Below are 19,353 nucleotides of genomic sequence, written 5' to 3'. Positions count from 1 at the left end.
GGCGCCGACCGGCGCTCACCACCGGGCGCCGGGCATCCGCTCCACGGTCGGCTGGCCCTGGCGCACGCGCAGGCACTGCTGGAACGCGGCCTGCGCGGGCGGGAGCTCGCGCCACACCCTGACCTGCCGGTCGACGTCGACGGCGGTCCCCCCGGAGGCCCCCATCTCCTGCGGTGAGACGAGCATCCCGTTGTGGTTCGACTCGACGCCGGACGCGAGCGCCGCCTCGACCTCCGCGGCGATCTCCGGGTCGGCGCACCAGTCGGTCGGCACGGCCGCGGGCTGCGCAGCGGCGTCGGTCGTCGGGTCGACGGCCGGCGGCGCGACCGTCGCAGCGGGCGTGACCGCGGGTGTGCCGGCGGTCGACGCCGGCGGCGTGGCCTCACCGACCGGTGCGCACGCCGCGAGCAGGAGCAGGCCGCCGGCGAGAACGGGGACGAGCGTGGCGCGGGCGCAGGCGGACGGCATCCCGGGATCGTCCCAGGCCCGGGCCACCGCGCGCCAGGACGGCACCCCCGACACGTCCGGGCGACATCACTTGACGCGGAAACCTTCGAGGACGATAGTCACTTTCCGAGGCAACCGTCCCGCGGACGGCCGGTCGCCCCGGACGCCGCCCACCCCGCCATCCGCTGACCGTCGCCCGCTGCGGGCGCCTGCCGAAGGGACCACCCGTGAACGTCGCCTTGTGGATCGTCCAGGTCCTGCTGGCCGTCGCCTTCCTCGCCGCCGGCGCCATGAAGGTCGCCCGGCCCCGGGACGAGCTCGCCCGCACCCTGGCGTGGGCCGCCGACTACCGCCCCGCCACCATCAAGGTCATCGGCCTGCTCGAGGTCCTCGGCGGCCTCGGGCTGGTGCTGCCCGCGCTCACCGGCATCGCCCCGGTGCTCGTGCCCCTGGCCGCCGTCGGGCTGGCCGTCGTCATGGTCGGCGCGGTCGTCGTCCACGCGCGCCGCGGCGAGCAGCAGATGATCGGCGTCAACGTCGTCCTGCTGCTGCTCGCGCTGTTCGTCGCGTGGGCCCGGTTCGGCGCCCACGCGCTCTGAGTCAGCCGCCGGCCGCACGGACGCCCGCGCACCAGCCCGGGGCGCGGTGCCCCGCGGGAGGCTCGACGGACCTCACACCGGCGCGGACCAGCACCCACGCGACCACGGAGTTGGACGTCCACATCTCCCCCGCGCCCGCCTCGTCGCGGCCCCAGGTGCGCCGCGGCACGTCCGCCAGGGCGTCGAGCACGTCCGGCGGGACCGCGACGTCCGGGCTCACGCGCAGCACCCCGGGCACGGCACCCGGCCCGTCGGCCACCCGCACCTCGTACCGGAGCAGTGCGCACCTGGCCAGGTGCCGCGACCCGACCGGCCCGGTCGCCACGACGCGTCGCGTCCCCGCGTCCCGCCCCCAGGTGGGACCCATGTCGACCCGGGTCGTGGTGCCGTCGACGACGACCTCGAGCACCGCGTGGACCAGGCGCTGCGGCGCGCGGCGCTCGCGCGCGGCCACGGCGCGCTCCCACCAGGCGCTCGTCCGGCGCGCGACGTGGCCCTCCGCCCCGACGGCCGCCCACCGCACCCGCGCCACCGCGTCCACCGGCCCATCCCACCGCGGCCGCCGTGGGCACGCACGGGGCGATGGTCCCGCGAGCGCGGTGCGGCCAGGGCCCGCCCGGGCCGTCCGCTCAGATGAGCTCGACGCGGTCCGCCTGCGGTCCGCGGTCGCTCTGGCGCACGTCGTACCGGACGCGGTCCCCCTCGTACAGACCGTCGGGGTCCTTCACGACGGACACGTGGACGAACAGGTCGTCGCCGCCGGCGTCCGGGGTGATGAACCCGAAGCCGCGCTCGGGGTCGTAGCGGGCGACCGTGCCGGTGCCCGCACGCGCCGGCGCGCCGGACGAGCGCGGCGCCGCTCCGCGCGGTCGCTCCGCCCGGTCGCGCCCGGCAGGAGCCGCACGCCGTGCCGTGCCACCCACGAGCCGTACGTCGTGCGCCTGCGGGCCGCGGTCGCTCGCGGCGACGGTGAACGAGATGCGGTCACCCTCGGACAGCCCCGTCGCCCCGACCAGCGCCTTGGCGTGGACGAAGACGTCCTCGCCCCCGGCGTCCGGGGTGGCGAACCCGAAGCCCTTGTCCGCGTCGTAGAACGTCACCGTGCCGTCGGCCCCGTCGGACGGGACGCGCGGGGCCGCCTGCGCGACCAGCGGCAGCAGGTGCTCCGCCTGCGGCCCCTTCTCGCCCGGGACGACGAGGAAGGCGACCCGCTGACCCTCCCGGACGACCCCGCCGCCCACGATCGCCGAGCTGTGCACGAAGATCTCGGCGTCCCCGCTGTCCGGGGTGATGAAGCCGTAGCCCTTGGCGGGCTCGTACCAGCTGACCGTGCCGAGCACGCCCAGGGGCGTGTCGGCGGGGAGGTCACCGGTGATCCGGACGCGGCGCGCCTGCGGCCCGCGGTCGCCCTCGCCCAGCTCGAACTCGACCTCCTGGCCCTCGCGGAGCACCTTGCGGCTGTCGTCGCCGACGATCTCGGACGCGTGGACGAACAGGTCCTCGGCACCCTCCCCGAGGTCGAGGAAGCCGAAGCCCCGCTCGACGTCGAACCAGCGGACAATTCCCTGCGGCACGGTGGACTCCTCGTCGAAGCATCAGTTGCTGAGGTCCAGTGTCCCCCCTCGGCGGCCCGGCGCGGGAGTCGGCGTCACCGCCCGCCGGGCGGCGCGGCGTCCAGGGTCTTCTGCAGCAGCGTCGTGCCCAGCCACCGGTCGAACTTGCGCCCCACGCGCTCCAGGCGGCCGGCGTCACCGAAGCCGAGGCGGCGGTGCAGGGCGAGCGAGGCCGCGGTGTCCCCGTCGGCGACGACCGCGATCACCTCACGGGCGCCGGCCGCGGCGGCGGCGTCCAGGACGGACGCGAGCAGGCGGGTGCCGACGCCGCGGCCCGTCGCCGCGGGGTCCAGGTACACGGTGTCCTCGACGGTGTGCGCGTACGCCGGCCGGGGCCGCCACGGCCCGACGTACGCGTAGCCCGCGACCCGCCCGTCGAGCACCGCGACGTGGAACGGCCACCCGGCGCCGGTCAGGCCCTCGATCTTCTCCGCCCACGCCGCGACGCCGGGCGGCTCGAGGTCGAACGTCGCCGTGGACGTCCGGACGTAGTGGTCGTAGATGCCGGAGACCGCCTCGGCGTCCGCCGCGGTGGCGGGCCGCAGCGCGACGCTCACGGCTCCACCCGGCCGACGCCCGCGTCGCCCGCGCGGCCGTGCAGCACGCCGGTGGCGAACCCGACGCCCGCGCCGACGCCGAGCGTGACCGGCTGCGGACCGGCGGAGCTGCCGCAGCACGCGCCGGCGTCGGCCTCGAGGTCCGTGGAGCAGACGCCGGTCTCCGGCAGGTCGAGCTCGACGGCGTCCGCCGCCGCCCGGTCACCGGCGAGGGCCGCCGCGACCGAGCGGACCTGCTCGTACCCGGTGGCGAGCAGGAACGTCGGGGCGCGCCCGTACGACTTCATGCCGACGAGGTAGAAGCCGTCGTCCGGGTGCGAGAGGACCGCCTCGCCGTGCGGGGGCACGGTCCCGCACGAGTGGAGGTTCGGGTCGATCAGGTCCGCGAGCCGCGCCGGCGACTCCACGACCGGGTCGAGGTCCAGGCGCACCTCGCGCAGCATGTCGAGGTCCGGGCGGAACCCCGTGGCGTTGACGACCGCGTGCACGTGCAGGTCGAGGGCCTCGTCGCGTGCCCGGCCGAGCACCTGGACCGTCTCGCCGGCGGGCACGAGCTGCTCGATCGAGACGCGGGTGACCAGGGTCAACGACCCGGCCGCCACCGCCTCCTGCAGCCGGGTGCCCAGCAGGCCGCGGGCGGGCAGCTCGTCGGCGGACCCGCCGCCGAACAGGCGGCGCGCGGACCCGCCGCGGATCGCCCACGTGATCGTGGTGCCCGGGGCGGTCTCCGCGAGCTCCACGAGGCTCAGCAGGGTGTTGGCCGCGGAGTGGCCCATGCCGACGACCAGGGTGTGCCGGCCGGCGAACCGGGCGCGCTCGGCGCCGAGCACGTCGGGCAGGGGCCCGGTGACGTACGAGGCGGCCTCGCGCTCGCCGACGGCGGGCCAGCCGCTCGAGCCGAGGGGGTTGGGCGTCCCGTACGTGCCGGAGGCGTCGACGACGGCGCGGGCGAGCACGTCCTCGACCCGGCCGTCCGCCGTGAGCGTGCGCACGCGGTAGGCGCGGCGCTCGCGCCCCAGCGAGCGCGTCCGGTCGGCGCCGTCGCGGGCCACGGCCAGCACCCGGGTACGGGTGCGCAGCCGGGTCGCGATCGCCGGGATGCTCGCCAGCGGCGCCAGGTAGTCGCGCACGAGCTCGGCGCCTGTGGGCAGCGCGTCACCGTCCGGCTCGGCCCAGCCCGTGGGCTCGAGCAACCGGCGTGCTGCGGCGTCGACGTCGTGGCGCCACGGGGAGAACAGCCGCACGTGCCCCCAGGACGAGACGGCGGCCCCGGGCGCGTCGCCGGCCTCGAGCACCAGCGGCTCGAGGCCGCGCTCGAGCAGGTGGGCCGCGGCGGCCAGGCCGACGGGCCCGGCCCCGATCACCACGACCGGCAGACCCTCGCGCGCGACCTCGCCCATGACCACTCCTCGCATTGATGCACATCGATCGGATGACGGATGCAACGTATCCACATCCGCCGATGCATGACAAGATGTGTCCATGCCCGCGGCCCCCCTGACCCACGACGCGGCGCCCAGCACCTGCTGCGCGCCGCTGCTCCGGCCCGCGGCCGACCCCGAGGCCGCGCGCCGGCTGGCGCGCACCTTCAAGGCGCTGAGCGACCCGACCCGCGTGCAGCTGCTCTCGATCGTCGCCGCGCACGAGGACGGCGAGGCGTGCGTGTGCGACCTCACCGAGCCCGTCGGGCTCGCCCAACCCACCGTGAGCCACCACCTCAAGATCCTCGTCGAGGCCGGCCTGCTCACCCGCGAGCAGCGCGGGCGCTGGGCGTACTACGCGCTCGTGCCGGACGCCCTGACCCACGTCGCGCACGCCCTGCACGACGCGACGCGGTAGCCCCGCGTGCGGGCGGCACCTCGGGCCGCCCCGCGGTCGCTAGGGTGGCGGCCGTGACGACGACGGCGCGGCAGGTGGCGGAGCGGATCGCGGCGCACGTGGGGGTGCCGGCGCGCCCGACGACGGTCGACGGGTTCCTCGCCGGGGACCCGGACGCGCCCGTCCGCGGGATCGCCGTGACGGTGATGGCGACGCTCGACGTGCTGCAGCGCGCCGCGGCGCAGGGCCTCGACCTCGTCATCACGCACGAGCCCCTGTACTTCGACCACCACGGCGCGTCGGACGCGACCTACGCCGCCGAGGGCGACCCGGTGCACGCGGCGAAGGCGGCGTTCGTCGCCGCGCACGGGATGGTCGTCCTGCACCAGCACGACGCCTGGCACGACCGCGAGCCCGACGGCATCCTCACCGGCACCGCGCGGGCCCTCGGCTGGCTCGACGCCGAGCGACCGGGCGACCCGGGCGTCTACGACCTGCCCGCCACGACGCTCGGCGAGCTCGCGGCGCACGTCGCCCGGTCGCTCGGCGCCCGCGCGCTGCGCTACGTGGGCGACCCCGCCGCGCCCGTGCGGACCGTCGGCATGCAGCCCGGGTTCCAGGGGTTCACGCTGAACCGGCACCTGATCGCGCGGCCGGACGTCGACGTGGCCGTGATCGGCGAGGGCCACGAGTGGGAGACCGGCGAGTACGCGGCGGACGCGGTCACCGCGGGCGTGTGCGCCGGGGTCGTCGTCGTCGGGCACGTGCCGTCCGAGCAGGAGGGCATGGCCGAGTACCACCGCTGGTTGACCGACCTCGTGCCCGAGGTCCCCGTCGAGCTCGTCGTGGCTCCCGACCACTACCGGGTCGTCGACCGGTAGCCGACGGGCCGGCTCACCGCCCTCACCCTGCGGCGAGGACCTCGCGCAGCCGCGCCGCGAACGCCTCGGGCTGCCCGGGCATGCCGTACTCGTCGCCGAGGAACCCGCCGTGGTTGCTCGGGAACACCGCGACCTGCGTGCCGAGCCGCTCGGCCAGCGCGTGCGTGGTCCGCCACGTGATGATGCCCTCGCTCTCGATGCCCGCGGCGAGCACGACGCGCGTCGTGACGGACCGCAGCACCTCGACGTCGGGCTCGTACGCCGTGACCGGGGCGGACGCGCCGGACAGCAGCGGGTCGTCCCGCGAGCCGTCGTCCTGCGCGGGCATCCCGAACGCCGCGGGGTCCGGCAGCTCGGTGAGGAAGTCGGCGGGGAAGGGCCCCTGCCACGACGTCAACGCGATGAACGCGGCCATGCCGTACCCCCAGCCGCGCTCCTGGTAGGCCGCGTCGACCCGCGCCGACGCCGCCCGCGCGTGCTCGGCGTCGGGCAGCACGCCGAGCAGCGGCGGCTCGTGCGCGACGACCGTCCGGACGTCCTGCGGGTGGGCGCTCACCCACGCCAGCGCGGTGATCGCGCCGCCGCTGCTGCCGAACAGGTCGACGGGGCCGCCGCCGAGCGCGGCGACCAGGGCGTGCAGGTCCTCGGCCTGGACGAGCGGGTCGTGCACCGCCAGGCCGTCGTGGCGCGTGCTGCGGCCCAGGCCCCGCGGGTCGTAGGTGACGATCGTGCGGTCGGCGAGGTGGGAGGCCAGGGTCCCGAACCCGGTGGCGTCCATCGGCTGCCCGATGAGCACGAGGGGCGGCTGCCCGTCGGTGGCGGGCAGCGGCCCGCGGACGTCGTACACGATCGTCGCGCCGGGCACGTCGAGGGTGTGCTGCGTGGTGGTGACGGTCATGGGGTCCTCCGCGGTGGGGTGGGGATGCGCAGGTGCCGACCGCCGCCGCGCCCGGAACTCATCGGGCCCGGCGCGCGCCGTCCGACGACCGCTCCGCGGGGTCCTCCTGCGGTGGCGCCGACGGCCAGGTCGTGGCGTGCACCAGCCGCGCGACGACGGGTGCACGCTCCGCCAGCCGCAGCAGCCCGTAGCCGAGGGGCGCGCCCAGCGTGTTCGCGAGCAGGTCGTTCACGTCCGCGACGTGGCCGCCGCTCGCCACGAGGGCGTTGACGAGCTGCGCCGTCTCCATGAGCAGGCTGAGCACGAACCCCGCGAGCAGGACCCGCACCACCGAGCGCGTCCGCGCGACGAGCGGCAGCAGGACGCCGAGCGGCAGGAAGACGAGGACGTTGCGCGCCATGTCGGCAGGGTCGGTGCCCTGCAGCGGCGTCAGGTGCAGGAACACGTGCCACGGGACGTCGCGGGCCGGCTTGTCGAGGTAGATCGGCAGGACGGTGTTCGCGAAGATCCCCGCGACGTACACGCACAGCGCCACCGCGACGGCGACCCGCGGCCACGTCACCCCACCCCGTCGACGCAGCCGCACGACGAGGAGCGCGAGGGCCACGACCGTCACGGGCGCGACGACGAGCAGAGGCGGGATCTCGCGGTAGGGCACGTGGTCTCCTGGGTCGGGGCCGGCGCCACGCACGGGCGGCGCCGACGGACGAGCCTACGACCACGCCTCGTGAGGAGCCCTCGACGTGGACCCGGCGTCCGCCTCACGCGCCCGCGTGCGTCCCGCGCACCACCGGGGTGGGATGGAGGCATGCAGACACGACACATCGCCGACGTCCCCGTCCACGCCGTCGGCCTCGGCGGCATGCCCATGTCCATCGAGGGCCGGCCCGACCGCGAGCGCTCGATCGCCACGATCCACGCCGCGCTCGACGCGGGCGTCACGCTCATCGACACCGCCGACGCCTACCACCTGCACGCCGACGAGGTCGGCCACAACGAGGAGCTCATCGCGGAGGCCCTGCGCACGTGGCACGGCGACGCGTCGAGCGTCCTCGTCGCCACCAAGGGCGGGCACCTGCGGCCGGGAGACGGGTCCTGGACCCTGGACGGTCGGCCGGAGTACCTCAAGCAGGCCGCGCAGGCGTCGGCGCGGCGGCTCGGCGTCGAGGCGATCGGGCTCTACCAGTTCCACCGCCCCGACCCGGCCGTGCCGTACGAGGAGTCGGTCGGCGCGATCGCCGAGCTGCTCGACGCGGGCACGATCCGCCTCGCGGGCATCTCCAACGCGAACCCGGAGCAGATCCGCCTCGCGCAGGACATCCTCGGTGGGCGGCTCGCGGCCGTGCAGAACCAGTACTCCCCCGCGTTCCGGTCGTCGCAGGCCGAGCTCGACCTGTGCGCGGAGCTCGGCATCGCGTTCCTGCCGTGGAGCCCGCTCGGTGGCATCGCCCGGGCCGGCGACCTCGGGGACACGTTCGCGCCGTTCGCCCAGGTCGCCGACGCGCACGGCGTCAGCCCGCAGCAGGTGGCGCTCGCGTGGGAGCTCGCCCAGGCCGACGTCGTCGTCCCGATCCCCGGGGCCTCGCGGCCCGCGTCGATCCAGGACTCCGTGCGGGCGGCCGACCTCGAGCTGACCGCGGACGAGCTGGGCCTGCTCGACGCGACGGCCTGAGCACAGCCGTCGCGACTCACGGCTCGGGGACACGCTCGTCACAGAGCGGGCACAGCCGCGCCGCCGAGGGTGGTCCGCGAGGTCGGGGACGTCCCGGCCGGGAGAGGAAACGGACCATGAGGATCACGAGGAAGATCGCCGCCGCCGGTGCGGCCGGTGCCCTGACCGTCGCGTGCGTCGCCGCCCTGGCGGCGCCCTCGTCGGCCGCCACCGCGCCGGACGGCACCGTCAGCACCCGGGCCGCGGCGATCGTCGAGGCGCTGTCCGGCCTCGTCGAGGACGGGACGCTCACGTCGTCGCAGGCGGACGAGGTGGCCACCACCCTGGAGGGGTCCGACGCGCTGCGCGGCGGTCGCGGTCACGGTGGCGGCCACCACCTGGACCTGACGGCGGCGGCGACGGCGCTGGGCATGACGTCCGACGAGCTGCGCACGGCGCTCGACGTGGAGGGCACCACGCTCGCCGACGTCGCCGCGGCGCAGGGCGTGCCGACGTCGGCGCTGGTCGACGCCCTGGTCGAGGCGCGGACCGAGCGCCTGCAGGAGAAGGTCGCCGAGGGCGACCTCACGCAGGCCGAGGCCGACGAGAAGATCGCCGCGCTGCCCGAGCGGGTCGCGGCCCTGGTCGAGGAGGCGCGCCCCGGCCGGTCCGGGCGCGGCCCCCGCAGCGAGGGCAGCGGTGACGCGAGCGGTGCCTCGACCGACGGGTCGGCGGTCACGCCGGCCGCCTGACGGTCCGCGGACGGGCCCGGGTGCACCACCCGGGCCCGTCCGCGCGAGCCGGGTCAGGTGCCGTACTGCGCGTCGACCTCGCCGGCGACGAGGCGCCAGCAGAAGTCGTTCATCCGGGCTGCGGCGGCCGCGTGCCGGGCGAGGATGCCCGCCACGGGCTCCGGCACGTCGGGCGGGACGTCACCGGTCGCGCACCGGCGCACGTACGCGTTGCGCTCCGCGGGGCCGCCGCTGGGGGGCACGGGCACCCCGCACACCGTCGTGACCAGCCAGTTCACGAGCCTCATCGCGGCGTAGTCGGCGTCGTGGTCGACGTTGCGCGCGACGAAGGCCCGCTCGGCGGCGGACAGGTCGAACCGCGGCGAGGTCGCCAGGCCGAAGTCCACGAGGTGGATGCGGTCGTCGGCGACGCGCAGGTTGCCGAGGTGCCCGTCGAGGTGCAGCAGCTCACGGCCACGGAGGAACCCGACGACCTCCGCCAGCTGGCGCTCGAGCTGCTCGGCGCGCCCCAGCGGGTCCTCGTCGAGCCAGTCGAGCAGGGGACGCGGGAGGTGCTCGAGGAGCAGGACGAGGCTGGAGCGCGCGCCGGCCAGCTCCGCGAGCCGCGTCCGGACGGCCGGGTCGCCGCCGAACTGGGCGACCACCGCCTCGACGTCGCGGTGCTCGTCGGGCACCGGTGGGCGCCCGGGCAGCACCCGCCAGTGGTGCAGCAGCGCGAAGCACCCGGACTCCCCGGCGAGGACGCCCTCGGTGGTGGAGAGGTTGGCGGCCAGCTCGCGCCACGCCCCGAACCCCGGGCCGGCCAGCGGGTGCATGCCGTACTGGCAGGCCGTCGGCAGGTCGAACATGTTCGCCGTGGCACCGGGGTGCGCCAGCTCGCGGTCGGTCAGGGGGATCCGCTTGGCGAACACCGCCACGCCCTCGACGTCGAGCACGCAGGTTCCGCCGCCGACCCCGACGGCGCCGGCGGGCGCGGCCTGCAGGAGTGCCGCGAGGTCGTCGTCCGCGAGCTCGGTGAGCGCGGTGGACACCAGGGCGTGCCGCGCGCGGCGGGCGGTGAGCATCGTGCCATCCTGCCCCGCCCGCGGCTCAGCCATTGATCAACACCTCTTGATCAAGACTTCTTGATGTAGTTGGATCGCGGCCATGACGAGCAGCGTGCCGCCCGACCCCGCGACGGCCGGGACCCGGGAGACCACCGAGCGGTCGTCCTCCGACCCCGAGCGCATCCGCGCGCTCGCCCACCCCCTGCGGCTGCAGCTGCTGGACCTCCTGGACGCCGAGGGCGAGCTCACGGCCACCCAGTGCGCGCGGCTCACCGGCGAGTCCGTCGCCGGGTGCGCGTTCCACCTCCACACGCTCGCCCGCTGGGGCTACGTCGAGCCCGGCGCCCGGCGAGGACGGGAGAAGCCGTGGCGCTCCGCCCGGCGCCGCGACAGCCGCTACGACCCCGACCGACCCGAGACCCTGCGCGCGGTCACCGAGGTCGCCCGCCTGAGCCTGGAGCGTGAGACCGACCGGCTGCACCGGTGGCTCGACGACGCGGCCCGGCTCGACCCCCGGTGGCTGCAGGCCAGCAGCTTCCAGCGCTCCTCGCTGTGGGCCACGGACGACGAGCTGCGCGAGCTGGCCGCCGAGCTCGAGCGGATCGGCGAGCGCTTCGCCGGCCGCTCCGACGACCCCTCCACCCGGCCCCCCGCCGCGCGGCACGCCCTGCTCTTCGCGGCGCTGACCCCCGACGTCGACCGGTGACGGCCGACCCCGAGCCGTCGACGGCGCCGGACCCAGGGCCCGCCCCCGCGCGCGCCGCGCTGCGCAGCCGGGACATGCGCCTGCTCACCGGCGTCTGGACGGCGGCCAACCTCGCCGACTCCCTGCTCACCCTCATCCTCGCCGTCTGGGTCAAGGACCTCACCGGCTCGGACGCCTTGGCCGGCCTCACGCTCGCCTCGCTGGGCGTGCCGGCGCTGTTCACGCCCGTCATCGGGCACGTCGTCGACCGGACGTCACGACGCCGGCTCCTGGCGGGCGCCTACGCCGTCGGCGGGCTCACGCTGCTGCCGCTCCTGGCCGTGCGCGGCCCGGCAGGAGCTTGGCTCGTCCTGGCGGTGACGGTCGTGTACGCGACGGTCGGCTACACGACGGCGGCCGCGCAGTCCGGCCTGCTGCGCGACCTGCTGCCCGACGCCGCGCTCGGGGCCGCGAACGGGAGGCTGACGACGATCGACCAGTCGTTCCGGCTGACGATGCCCGTGCTCGGTGCCGGCGTCTACGCGCTCGCCGGACCGCTCCCCCTCGTCGTGGCCGCGGTCGTGGCGTTCGCCGTCGCCGCGCTGCTCGCGCTGCGGCTGCGGGTGCGCGAGACGCCGCCCGAGCCGCACGGCGAGCCCTTCCGTCGCGCCGTCACGGCCGGCTTCCGTCACCTGCGGCGCACACCGCCCCTCGGGACGCTCACGCTCGCCCTCGGTCTCGGGTTCGGCGTCACCGGGATGATCAACGGGGTGGCCTTCGCCGTGCTCGACCGGTCCCTCGGCCTGCCGCCGGAGATGCTGGGCCCGCTGACGAGCGCGCAGGCGGCCACCGCGGTCGTCGCGGGCCTGACGGCCGCGCGGCTGCTCGCGCGGTGGGGCGCGCCGCGGCTCGTGGCCGGGGCGCTGCTCCTGGCCGCCGCCGGGGTGGTGCCGCTGCTCGGCACGAGCGTCGTCGGCGTGGTCGTCGGCATGGGCGCGATCGGCGCCGGCGTCACGTGGGCGGTCGTCGGGTTCGTCACCGAGCGCCAGGTCCGCACGCCCCCGACGCTGCAGGGCCGCGTGCAGGCGGCCGGCGCCCTCGTGCTCCACGTCCCGCAGCTCGCGCTCGCGCTGACCGCCGCCTCCCTCGTCGACGTCGTGGACCACCGGGTCCTCGTCGCGGTGTGCGCGGCGGGACTCGCGGCCTCCGCGGTGCTGGCGTCGCGGGCCGGCCGCGGGCAGCCGCGCGGGCCTGGCCCGCGTGACGTCGCTGCTGACGAGTCCCGCGCCACTGGGTAGGGTGCGGTGCGCCCGACGTCCGGGGAGGACCCTTGCTGGCACTGCCGCCACCGACCGTGCAGCCGTTCTGCACCCTCGAGGTCGAGCTCTCGCCCGTCCTGGACCTGGGCCTCGGCCGGACCGGGCAGCGCAGGATCATCCCCATCGTCGGCGGCACGGTGACCGGCCGCGTCAGCGGGACCATCCTCGACCTCGGTGCGGACTGGCAGACGGTCCTGCACGACGACGTCGCGGAGCTCGACGCCCGGTACGCGTTCCGGACCCCCGACGGCGCGCTCGTCGAGGTCGTCAACCGCGGCTACCGGTACGGGCCGCCCGACGTGATGGCACGGCTCGCCTCCGGCGCCCCCACGCCCCCCGAGGCGTACTCCATGCGCTCGACCGCGCGGCTCGAGAGCGGCCACCCGGACTACCGCTGGCTCAACCGGATGGTGTTCGTCGGCACGGGCGCCCGCCACGCGAGCACCGTGCAGATCGACCTCTACAGCGTGGAATGAGGACCCTGGACATGACCGGACCGCACGTGGTCGTCGCGGGCGGCGGCATCGGTGGCCTCGCCGTGGCGCTGACGCTGCACCAGATCGGCGTCAGCTGCACGGTGCTCGAGGGCGCGCGGGAGCTCGCGCCGCTGGGCGTGGGCATCAACCTGCAGCCCAACGCGGTGCGCGAGCTCGACGACCTGGGCATCGGCCCCGACGCGCTCGACGGCATCGGCATCGAGGCCCGGGAGTGGGCGCTGGTCGGGCGCAACGGCCACGACGTCTACAGCGAGCCCCGGGGACGGCTCGCCGGCTACCGCTGGCCGCAGTACGCCGTGCACCGGGGCCGGCTGCAGCTGCTGCTCGCGCGGACCCTGCAGGACCGGGCCGGCGCCGACGCGATCCGGCTCGGTCACCGCGTGACGGGGTACGAGAAGCACGACGACGGGACCGTCACCGCGACCGGGACGTCCGCCGACGGGACCCCCTGGCACGAGCACGGCACCCTGCTGATCGGCGCCGACGGCATCCACTCGGCCGTCCGCGCGCAGATGCACCCCGACCAGCCGCCGATCCACTGGGGCGGCACGATGATGTGGCGCGGCACCACGCAGGCGGCACCGGTGCGCACCGGGTCGTCGTTCGTGGGGCTCGGCTCGGCCCGGCACCGCGTCGTGGTCTACCCCATCTCCCCCACCGACCCCGTCACCGGGCTGGCGACCGTCAACTGGATCGCCGAGCTGCGGGTCGACGACACCGCCTGGCAGCGCAGCGGCTGGTTCCGGCAGGTTGGCATCGAGGAGTTCGCGCACCACTTCGACGGCTGGACGTACGACTGGCTGGACGTCCCGGACCTGCTGCGCCGCGCCGAGGTGGTCTACGAGAACCCCATGATCGACCGCGACCCCGTCCCGACGTGGCAGGACGGCCCGGTCCTGCTGATCGGCGACGCCGCCCACGCGATGTACCCGACGGGCTCCAACGGCGCGAGCCAGGCGGTCATGGACGCTCGCCACCTCGGTGCCGCGATCCTGCGGCACGGCGTGGACCCGGCGGCCCTGCGCGCCGTCGACGAGCAGCTGTGCGGCCCCGTCTCCCAGCTCGTCCTGCGCAACCGCGGCGCCGGGCCTTTCGGGCTGCTCGACCTCGTCGACGAGCGCTGCGGCGGGGAGTTCGACGACATCGACGACGTCGTCCCCGAGATCGAGCGCACCGCGTTCATGGCCGCGTACAAGGCCGCCGCCGGCTTCGCGATCGAGCAGCTCAACGCGGCGGGACCGACGATCGCGCCGGGCGCGACGGTCGGCGTGCCGGTCCGGTGACGACCGCGAAAACCGCTGCCCGATCTCGGAGGACCTCTGCCAGCCTCGAGGCATGACGGCCGGACTCGCCTTGCGACCGCTCACCGCCGCCGACGAGCCCGGGGCCCGGCTCGCGCACGACGAGCTCGCTGCCGAGGGCTTCGACTTCCTCCCCGACGGCCGACGCGACGACTGGCCGGGGTATCTCGCCGACCTGGCCGACGAGCGCGCGGGTGTGGAGCTGCGGCCCGGGCGCGTCGCAGCCACGTTCCTCGTCGCCGACGTCGGCGGCGAGATCGTCGGCCGGGTGTCCGTCCGGCACGAGCTCAACGAGACCCTCGCACACGTCGGCGGCCACATCGGCTACGCCGTCCGACCGGCCCACCGCCGACGCGGGTACGCCACCGAGATCCTGCGCCGTGCGCTCGCGCTCGCCCGGTCCGTCGGCGTCGAGCGGGCGCTCGTGACGTGCGACGACGACAACATCGCATCCGCGCGGACCATCGAGCGGTGCGGCGGCGTGCTGCAGGACCTGGTCCACACGGGCGACGGGCCACCGAAGCGCCGGTACCTGGTCAGGACGGGCGGCGCGTGAGTCACGGGGTGCGGCCGTCTGACGACGCGGTCGCACCCCGCCGCACCCCGGTCGGAGGTCAGACGGCGGTGGCTGCGATCGCCGCGTGCGGCCGATGCCCGCCCTCTCGGGGGCGATGCACCCGCTCGCGCTCGACGAACCCCGCGAGCGCGAGGCGGCGGGCGATCTCCTCGGCCGGCCACCGGTACGCGGTGGTGACCTTGTGCGCGAAGGGCTCGTGGGCGGGTCCGTCGAAGAACCCAACCACCAGCGACCCTCCCGGCGCCAGGACGCGCCGGACCGCGGCGAGCGCACGGTCCAGCTGCTCCGGTGCGAGGTGGATGAGCGAGTACCAGGCCAGGGCGCCGGCGACCGCACCCGGCGCACGATCGAGGTCGAGCACCGAGCCCACCTCGAACTGCACGTCGGGGTGGGCTCGCCGCGCGTGGGCGACGAACTCGGGAACGAGGTCGATACCGGTGACGTCGGGGTGCATGGTCCGCAGGTAGCCGCTGAGGTGCCCGGGGCCGCACCCCAGGTCGAGCACGGGCCCGGACAGCGGGCGCAGGTGCCGGTCGATGAAGGCGAGGTCGTCGGGGTGCGTCTGCTCGAGCGAGCCGAAGAGGTCGGTGTACCGCTCGGCGAGCAGCCCGTACGCCTGGCGCACGCCCTCCGGGGACGTCACCCGCGGTCGCCGGTCGTGGCGCCGGTGAGCCACTCGTCGTCGTACGCGCCGGGCTCCGTCGCGCGGTCGCGCACCACCCCGTCGTGCTCGCCGACGTTCAGGTGCCAGGAGGTCACGTCGACCATCCTGCACCCCGGACCGCGCGCCGCGCGGCCCGGGTGCGTACCGTCACGAGCATGACCCTCATGCAGCCCCGTGACCTGACCGGCACCGTCGTCGCCATCACCGGCGGGTCCGCCGGCATCGGACGTGCGACGGCCGAGGCCCTCGTCGCCGCGGGAGCCCACGTCGTCGTCGGCGCCCGCCGGCTCGAGCGGCTCACCGAGCTCGCCGAGCAGCTCGGCAGCGACCGGGTCGTCCCGGTGCAGATGGACGTGCGCGAGCCCGCCGACAACGCCCGCCTGGTGCAGGCGGCCCTGGACACGTGGGGCCGCCTGGACTCCGTCGTGGCCAACGTCGGCATCGGCTCCTACGGCTCGGTGCTCCACGGCAGCGACGAGGACGTCCGCACCATGATCGACACCAACGTCACCGGCACCGTCTTCACGGTGCGCGCGGCCCTGCCGCCGATGCTCGCGGCCGGTGCGGGCGACGTCGTCATCGTCGGGTCCGTCGCGGGCTTCCGCTCCGGGCCCGACGAGGCCGTGTACGCCGCGACGAAGTTCGCCCAGCAGGGCTTCGCGGGGGGCATCGACCGCGAGCTGCGGGAGAAGGGGATCCGCGTGACGACGATCAACCCCGCCGGCGTGGAGACGGAGTTCGCGATCGGCAGGGGCCGCACCGAGGGCGACCCGTCGCTCGCGGACTACCTGCGCCCCGAGATGGTCGCCCACGCGATCGTCACCACGCTGCAGCAGCCGCGCGAGATGCGGACGCAGACGTGGGCGATGTGGAGCATGGGCCAGGGCAGCTGACCCGGCGCGCGGGAACGTGAGGGGTTGCCGTCGGCAGACAACGGCAACCCCTCACGCTGTCGCGGTCACGACGCGACGGCCGTCGCCACCCGGGTCGTCGGGCGGGCGGCCAGCGCCGTCGCCACCAGCGCGAAGAGCACCACGCCCGCGCTGACGACGGCGTACGCCGCCACGTCGACCACCGGCGGGCCACCGAGCAGGCCGGCGCTCACGCCGACCACCGCCGGGACCACCGCGACGGTCCCGACGACCCACGCCGTCACGCCGGTGATGGTCGCCTCGACGGTCGTCATCGCCATGAGCTGGCGCCGGGTGGTGCCCGTGCGGTGCAGGAGCGCGAGCTCCTCGCGGCGCGCCACCGTCGTCATGGCCAGCGTGCTCGCCGCACCGACCGCCACGACGGCGAGCAGCAGCAGCAGGAGCGCGGTCCCGACGTCGTTCTCGCCGCCGGCCGACCGCATCGCCGCGGCGACGTGGGTCCCGGGGTCGGCGGCCGTCGCGCCCAGGGCGGTGATCGCGGCGGCGGTGCCCGCCAGGTCCGCGCCCGGGGCGACGTCGACGAGCAGGGTGTCGGTGACCACGGGCAGCCCGTGGGCCGTCGCGGTGGCCGGGCCGACGATGAGGCCGGCGACGCCCAGGCCGCGGGAGTAGACCGCCACGACCGTCGCGTCGACGACGTCCTCGCCGAGCCGCAGCGTGAGCGTCCCGCCCACCCCCGCACCGGTCTGGAACGCGGTGTCGGTGCTGACGGCCACGGTGTCCGCGGTCCCGACGTCGGCGAGCGAGCCCCGGACGACGCCGGGGTCGAGCGCCGTCGTCCCGGCGGGGACGACGCGCAGCGCCGTCGCCTCCCACGCCAGCGCACCGCCCTCGCTGTCGGTGCGCACCTGGCCCGGCACGGTCGCGAGCGGCACCGCCGCGGCCACACCCGGCACCGCGGCGACCTGCGCCGCCAGATCCGGTGCCGCCAGGTCCGGTGCCACGTCGTCCGGTGCCGCGTCCGCGGCGGGCGTGACGACGAGGTCGGCGGTGACGGCCGCGACGAACTGCTGCTGGGCGGCCGTCGTGACGGCCCGGTTGACGCTCGTCTGGACGGTCGCGGCGGCGACGACCAGGGCCAGCGGGACGACGACGGTCGTCAGCCGGCGCGAGAAACCGCGCACGTTGCGCACGGCGAGGACCGTGGCCGGACGCCCGCCCGGGCGCATCCGCGCCAGCCGGTCGAAGATCCAGCCGACCACGACGGGACCCGCGAGCGCCACCGCGCCGATGAGCAGGAACGCCGACAAGGACGCCGTGGCCCCGCCCAGGGTGCCCGGGATCCACAGGCTCGAGAAGGCGGTCCCCAGCCCGCCGAGCGTCATCACCAGGGCCGTGACGCGCCGGCCGCGGCCGACCTCGCGGTCCTCGACGGCGCTGAGCCGCAGGGCCGCCGTCGGTGCGGTGCGCGCCGCCTCCCGTGCACCGAGCCGGCCCACCGGGACGGCGGTGACGGCGATCAGCGCGACGGCGGCGAGCACGGGCAGCGGCGAGAGCGCCGACGTGAAGTCCGGTGCGACCATCCCGGCGCGCACGAGCAGGGGGTCCAGCAGGCGGGCGCCGACCAGGCCCGCGAGTGCGCCGACGGGGGCGGCGACGAGCGACACGACCCCCACCTCGAGCGTGACCGCGCGCCGCACCTGCGCCGGCGTGGCACCGACGGCCCGCAGCAGCGCGAACTCGCGGCGGCGGCTGCGCAGCGCGAGGCTCACGGTCGCCGCGACGACCATCACGACGACGACGAGCAGCGTGCCGGCGTACGACGACGCGAGGGACACGAGCAGCCCGCCGGAGGCGAGGTCGCCGGCCGCCTGCGTGCGCAGGCCCGACTCGAGCAGGACGCCCGTGACGGCGAGGACGGCCGCCGCGACGGCGAGGACGACGGCGGTGCCGGCGAAGGCGCCGCGGTGGGCGCGGACGCCCGAGGACGCGAGCTTCCACATGGCGCTCACCGCCCCGTCGACAGGAGGCGGGCGGTGACCTGCTCGGCGGTGGGCGCCTCGAGCTGGTCGACGACGAGGCCGTCCGCGAGGACGACGACGCGCTCGGCGGCGGCCGCGACCCCGGCGTCGTGCGTCACGACGACGACGGTCTGCCCGAGCTCGCGCGCGGTGTCCCGCAGCACCTGCAGCACCGCGGCGCCGGTCCGGGAGTCCAGGGCGCCCGTCGGCTCGTCGGCGAAGACCACGGCGGGGCGGGTGACGAGCGCACGCGCGATCGCGACCCGCTGGGCCTGCCCGCCGGACAGCTCACCGGGCAGCCGGTCCATGAGGTGCGGCACGCCGAGGAACTCCAGCAGCCGCGCCTCCCACGCCGCGTCGACCTGACGGCCTGCGAGCAGCAGCGGCAGCCGGACGTTCTCCCGGGCCGTGAGGTGGCCGATGAGGTTGTACGCCTGGAAGACGAAGCCGACGTGCTCGCGGCGGAACCGGGTGAGGTCGTCGGGCCGCAGCGTGGTGAGGTCGTGGCCGCCGACGACGACCGAGCCGCGCGTGGGGGTGTCGAGCCCTGCGGCGCAGTTCAGCAGCGTGGACTTGCCCGAGCCGGACTGCCCGACGACGGCCGTCACGGAGCCGGCGAGCAGCTCCAGGGACACGCCGCGCAGCGCGTGCACGGGCTCGAGGGCGGGGTAGGTCCGGTGGACGTCGACGAGGCGGACGGCGGTGCGCGTCACCTCGGTGGTCAGGGTGGTCATGGGGTGCTCCCGTGGTCGAGTCGTGGTGTCGATCTCGAACCTAGGAACCGGGCGGGGTGCCCATCGAGCCTCGGAGGACGGCCCTGCGAGGGTTCCATCCTTCGATGGAGGTGCCCGTGTGGTGGGTCAGCCGGCGGTGGCCGGCGGCTCGCCCGGGGGGTGCTGCAGCGCGAGTGCGGCGCGGATCTCCGCGTGCCGCTGGAGGAACGCCCGCTCGTCGAGCTTCTTGCGGCGGAGCCAGGTGGTGACCTCGGCGTTGCACTTGCTCGCGTTGCACGAGCCGCACGCCGGGACGACGTTGTCCGCGGTGTACCGCCCGCCGCGGGACACCGGCAGGACGCAGTCCCGCTGCAGCGGGCGTCCCACCGCACCGCAGTAGGCGCAGCCGCCCCACGCCGCCTGCGCGGCCGCCACTGCGGGT

General features: G+C 76.1%; 23 protein-coding genes. 11 read left to right on the top strand and 12 right to left on the bottom strand.

Annotation, left to right across the window (positions count from 1 at the left end; all coding sequences use genetic code 11):
- Positions 1 to 15: 15 nt before the first annotated feature.
- Positions 16 to 468, bottom strand: a complete 453-nt coding sequence (locus Cph01nite_RS05250) for a hypothetical protein (RefSeq protein ID WP_203671791.1) — start codon at positions 466 to 468, stop codon at positions 16 to 18.
- A gap of 206 nt (positions 469 to 674) precedes the next feature.
- Here Cph01nite_RS05250 and Cph01nite_RS05245 point away from each other — a divergent pair, with 206 nt between their 5' ends.
- Positions 675 to 1,046, top strand: coding sequence for a DoxX family protein (locus tag Cph01nite_RS05245; protein WP_203671789.1), 372 nt, complete (start codon positions 675 to 677; stop codon positions 1,044 to 1,046).
- Position 1,047: 1 nt separating this feature from the next.
- On the opposite strand, the gene Cph01nite_RS05240 is transcribed toward Cph01nite_RS05245, so the two are convergent.
- The 4 genes from Cph01nite_RS05240 to Cph01nite_RS05225 all read right to left on the bottom strand — a co-directional run bounded on the left by Cph01nite_RS05240 (position 1,048) and on the right by Cph01nite_RS05225 (position 4,616).
- Entirely contained in the window at positions 1,048 to 1,587 is a 540-nt protein-coding gene (locus Cph01nite_RS05240; RefSeq protein ID WP_203671787.1) for a hypothetical protein, read from the bottom strand.
- A gap of 88 nt (positions 1,588 to 1,675) precedes the next feature.
- The gene (locus Cph01nite_RS19220; protein ID WP_203671785.1) at positions 1,676 to 2,620 is read right to left on the bottom strand and encodes a cold-shock protein; all 945 of its coding nucleotides are present in this window, start codon (positions 2,618 to 2,620) and stop codon (positions 1,676 to 1,678) included.
- Between the two features lie 74 nt (positions 2,621 to 2,694).
- Positions 2,695 to 3,216, bottom strand: a complete 522-nt coding sequence (locus Cph01nite_RS05230; RefSeq protein ID WP_203671782.1) for a GNAT family N-acetyltransferase — start codon at positions 3,214 to 3,216, stop codon at positions 2,695 to 2,697.
- Positions 3,213 to 4,616: an FAD-dependent oxidoreductase gene (locus Cph01nite_RS05225; RefSeq protein WP_203671781.1), complete on the bottom strand. Its 1,404-nt coding sequence runs from the start codon at positions 4,614 to 4,616 to the stop codon at positions 3,213 to 3,215. Before Cph01nite_RS05225 ends, Cph01nite_RS05230 begins: the two co-directional genes overlap by 4 nt.
- Before the next feature lie 82 nt (positions 4,617 to 4,698).
- Between Cph01nite_RS05225 and Cph01nite_RS05220 the strand changes: the two genes are divergently transcribed.
- The gene (locus Cph01nite_RS05220) at positions 4,699 to 5,055 is read left to right on the top strand and encodes an ArsR/SmtB family transcription factor (protein WP_203671780.1); all 357 of its coding nucleotides are present in this window, start codon (positions 4,699 to 4,701) and stop codon (positions 5,053 to 5,055) included.
- Positions 5,056 to 5,108: 53 nt separating this feature from the next.
- Positions 5,109 to 5,915: a Nif3-like dinuclear metal center hexameric protein gene (locus tag Cph01nite_RS05215; protein WP_203671779.1), complete on the top strand. Its 807-nt coding sequence runs from the start codon at positions 5,109 to 5,111 to the stop codon at positions 5,913 to 5,915.
- A gap of 22 nt (positions 5,916 to 5,937) precedes the next feature.
- Here the strand turns inward: Cph01nite_RS05215 and Cph01nite_RS05210 are convergent, their stop codons facing one another.
- The gene (locus Cph01nite_RS05210) at positions 5,938 to 6,813 is read right to left on the bottom strand and encodes an alpha/beta fold hydrolase (protein WP_203671778.1); all 876 of its coding nucleotides are present in this window, start codon (positions 6,811 to 6,813) and stop codon (positions 5,938 to 5,940) included.
- Positions 6,814 to 6,871: 58 nt separating this feature from the next.
- Positions 6,872 to 7,471 (bottom strand): VanZ family protein, encoded by a 600-nt coding sequence (locus Cph01nite_RS05205; RefSeq protein WP_239069042.1) that lies wholly within the window; start codon positions 7,469 to 7,471, stop codon positions 6,872 to 6,874.
- Positions 7,472 to 7,621: 150 nt separating this feature from the next.
- On the opposite strand from Cph01nite_RS05205, the gene Cph01nite_RS05200 reads away from it, so the two are divergent.
- Both Cph01nite_RS05200 and Cph01nite_RS05195 read left to right on the top strand, forming a co-directional pair.
- On the top strand, positions 7,622 to 8,485 hold the full coding sequence (locus Cph01nite_RS05200) for an aldo/keto reductase (protein ID WP_203671777.1): 864 nt from the start codon (positions 7,622 to 7,624) through the stop codon (positions 8,483 to 8,485).
- Positions 8,486 to 8,601: 116 nt separating this feature from the next.
- Positions 8,602 to 9,216, top strand: a complete 615-nt coding sequence (locus Cph01nite_RS05195) for a hypothetical protein (protein ID WP_203671776.1) — start codon at positions 8,602 to 8,604, stop codon at positions 9,214 to 9,216.
- 53 nt (positions 9,217 to 9,269) lie between these two features.
- Here Cph01nite_RS05195 and Cph01nite_RS05190 read toward each other — a convergent pair whose 3' ends face one another.
- Positions 9,270 to 10,280 (bottom strand): BUD32 family EKC/KEOPS complex subunit, encoded by a 1,011-nt coding sequence (locus tag Cph01nite_RS05190; protein ID WP_203671773.1) that lies wholly within the window; start codon positions 10,278 to 10,280, stop codon positions 9,270 to 9,272.
- A gap of 82 nt (positions 10,281 to 10,362) precedes the next feature.
- On the opposite strand from Cph01nite_RS05190, the gene Cph01nite_RS05185 reads away from it, so the two are divergent.
- Genes Cph01nite_RS05185 through Cph01nite_RS05165 form a run of 5 tightly spaced genes read left to right on the top strand, consistent with a single transcriptional unit; the run spans position 10,363 to position 14,620 of the window.
- A complete protein-coding gene (locus tag Cph01nite_RS05185) occupies positions 10,363 to 10,968 on the top strand; it encodes a helix-turn-helix domain-containing protein (RefSeq protein WP_203671771.1) in 606 nt (201 codons plus the stop codon).
- On the top strand, positions 10,965 to 12,245 hold the full coding sequence (locus Cph01nite_RS05180) for an MFS transporter (RefSeq protein ID WP_203671770.1): 1,281 nt from the start codon (positions 10,965 to 10,967) through the stop codon (positions 12,243 to 12,245). Before Cph01nite_RS05185 ends, Cph01nite_RS05180 begins: the two co-directional genes overlap by 4 nt.
- A 32-nt stretch (positions 12,246 to 12,277) precedes the next feature.
- On the top strand, positions 12,278 to 12,742 hold the full coding sequence (locus Cph01nite_RS05175; protein ID WP_203671768.1) for a DUF3237 domain-containing protein: 465 nt from the start codon (positions 12,278 to 12,280) through the stop codon (positions 12,740 to 12,742).
- A gap of 11 nt (positions 12,743 to 12,753) precedes the next feature.
- On the top strand, positions 12,754 to 14,046 hold the full coding sequence (locus Cph01nite_RS05170) for a flavin-dependent oxidoreductase (RefSeq protein WP_203671767.1): 1,293 nt from the start codon (positions 12,754 to 12,756) through the stop codon (positions 14,044 to 14,046).
- 52 nt (positions 14,047 to 14,098) lie between these two features.
- A complete protein-coding gene (locus tag Cph01nite_RS05165) occupies positions 14,099 to 14,620 on the top strand; it encodes a GNAT family N-acetyltransferase (RefSeq protein WP_203671766.1) in 522 nt (173 codons plus the stop codon).
- 58 nt (positions 14,621 to 14,678) lie between these two features.
- Here the strand turns inward: Cph01nite_RS05165 and Cph01nite_RS05160 are convergent, their stop codons facing one another.
- On the bottom strand, positions 14,679 to 15,284 hold the full coding sequence (locus Cph01nite_RS05160) for a class I SAM-dependent DNA methyltransferase (RefSeq protein ID WP_203671765.1): 606 nt from the start codon (positions 15,282 to 15,284) through the stop codon (positions 14,679 to 14,681).
- Positions 15,285 to 15,460: 176 nt separating this feature from the next.
- Here Cph01nite_RS05160 and Cph01nite_RS05155 point away from each other — a divergent pair, with 176 nt between their 5' ends.
- On the top strand, positions 15,461 to 16,198 hold the full coding sequence (locus tag Cph01nite_RS05155) for an SDR family oxidoreductase (RefSeq protein ID WP_203671764.1): 738 nt from the start codon (positions 15,461 to 15,463) through the stop codon (positions 16,196 to 16,198).
- Between the two features lie 65 nt (positions 16,199 to 16,263).
- Here the strand turns inward: Cph01nite_RS05155 and Cph01nite_RS05150 are convergent, their stop codons facing one another.
- The 3 genes from Cph01nite_RS05150 to Cph01nite_RS05140 all read right to left on the bottom strand — a co-directional run bounded on the left by Cph01nite_RS05150 (position 16,264) and on the right by Cph01nite_RS05140 (position 19,346).
- Entirely contained in the window at positions 16,264 to 18,180 is a 1,917-nt protein-coding gene (locus Cph01nite_RS05150) for an FtsX-like permease family protein (protein WP_239069056.1), read from the bottom strand.
- Between the two features lie 5 nt (positions 18,181 to 18,185).
- Positions 18,186 to 18,932, bottom strand: a complete 747-nt coding sequence (locus tag Cph01nite_RS05145) for an ABC transporter ATP-binding protein (RefSeq protein WP_203671761.1) — start codon at positions 18,930 to 18,932, stop codon at positions 18,186 to 18,188.
- Between the two features lie 126 nt (positions 18,933 to 19,058).
- Positions 19,059 to 19,346, bottom strand: a complete 288-nt coding sequence (locus Cph01nite_RS05140) for an HNH endonuclease (RefSeq protein ID WP_308439419.1) — start codon at positions 19,344 to 19,346, stop codon at positions 19,059 to 19,061.
- Positions 19,347 to 19,353: the final 7 nt, after the last annotated feature.

The sequence above is a fragment of the Cellulomonas phragmiteti genome, assembly GCF_016862775.1.
Classification (GTDB): Bacteria; Actinomycetota; Actinomycetes; order Actinomycetales; family Cellulomonadaceae; genus Cellulomonas; species Cellulomonas phragmiteti.
The sequence above is the reverse complement of the archived record's forward strand: the minus strand, read 5'-3'. Positions and strand labels throughout refer to the sequence as shown.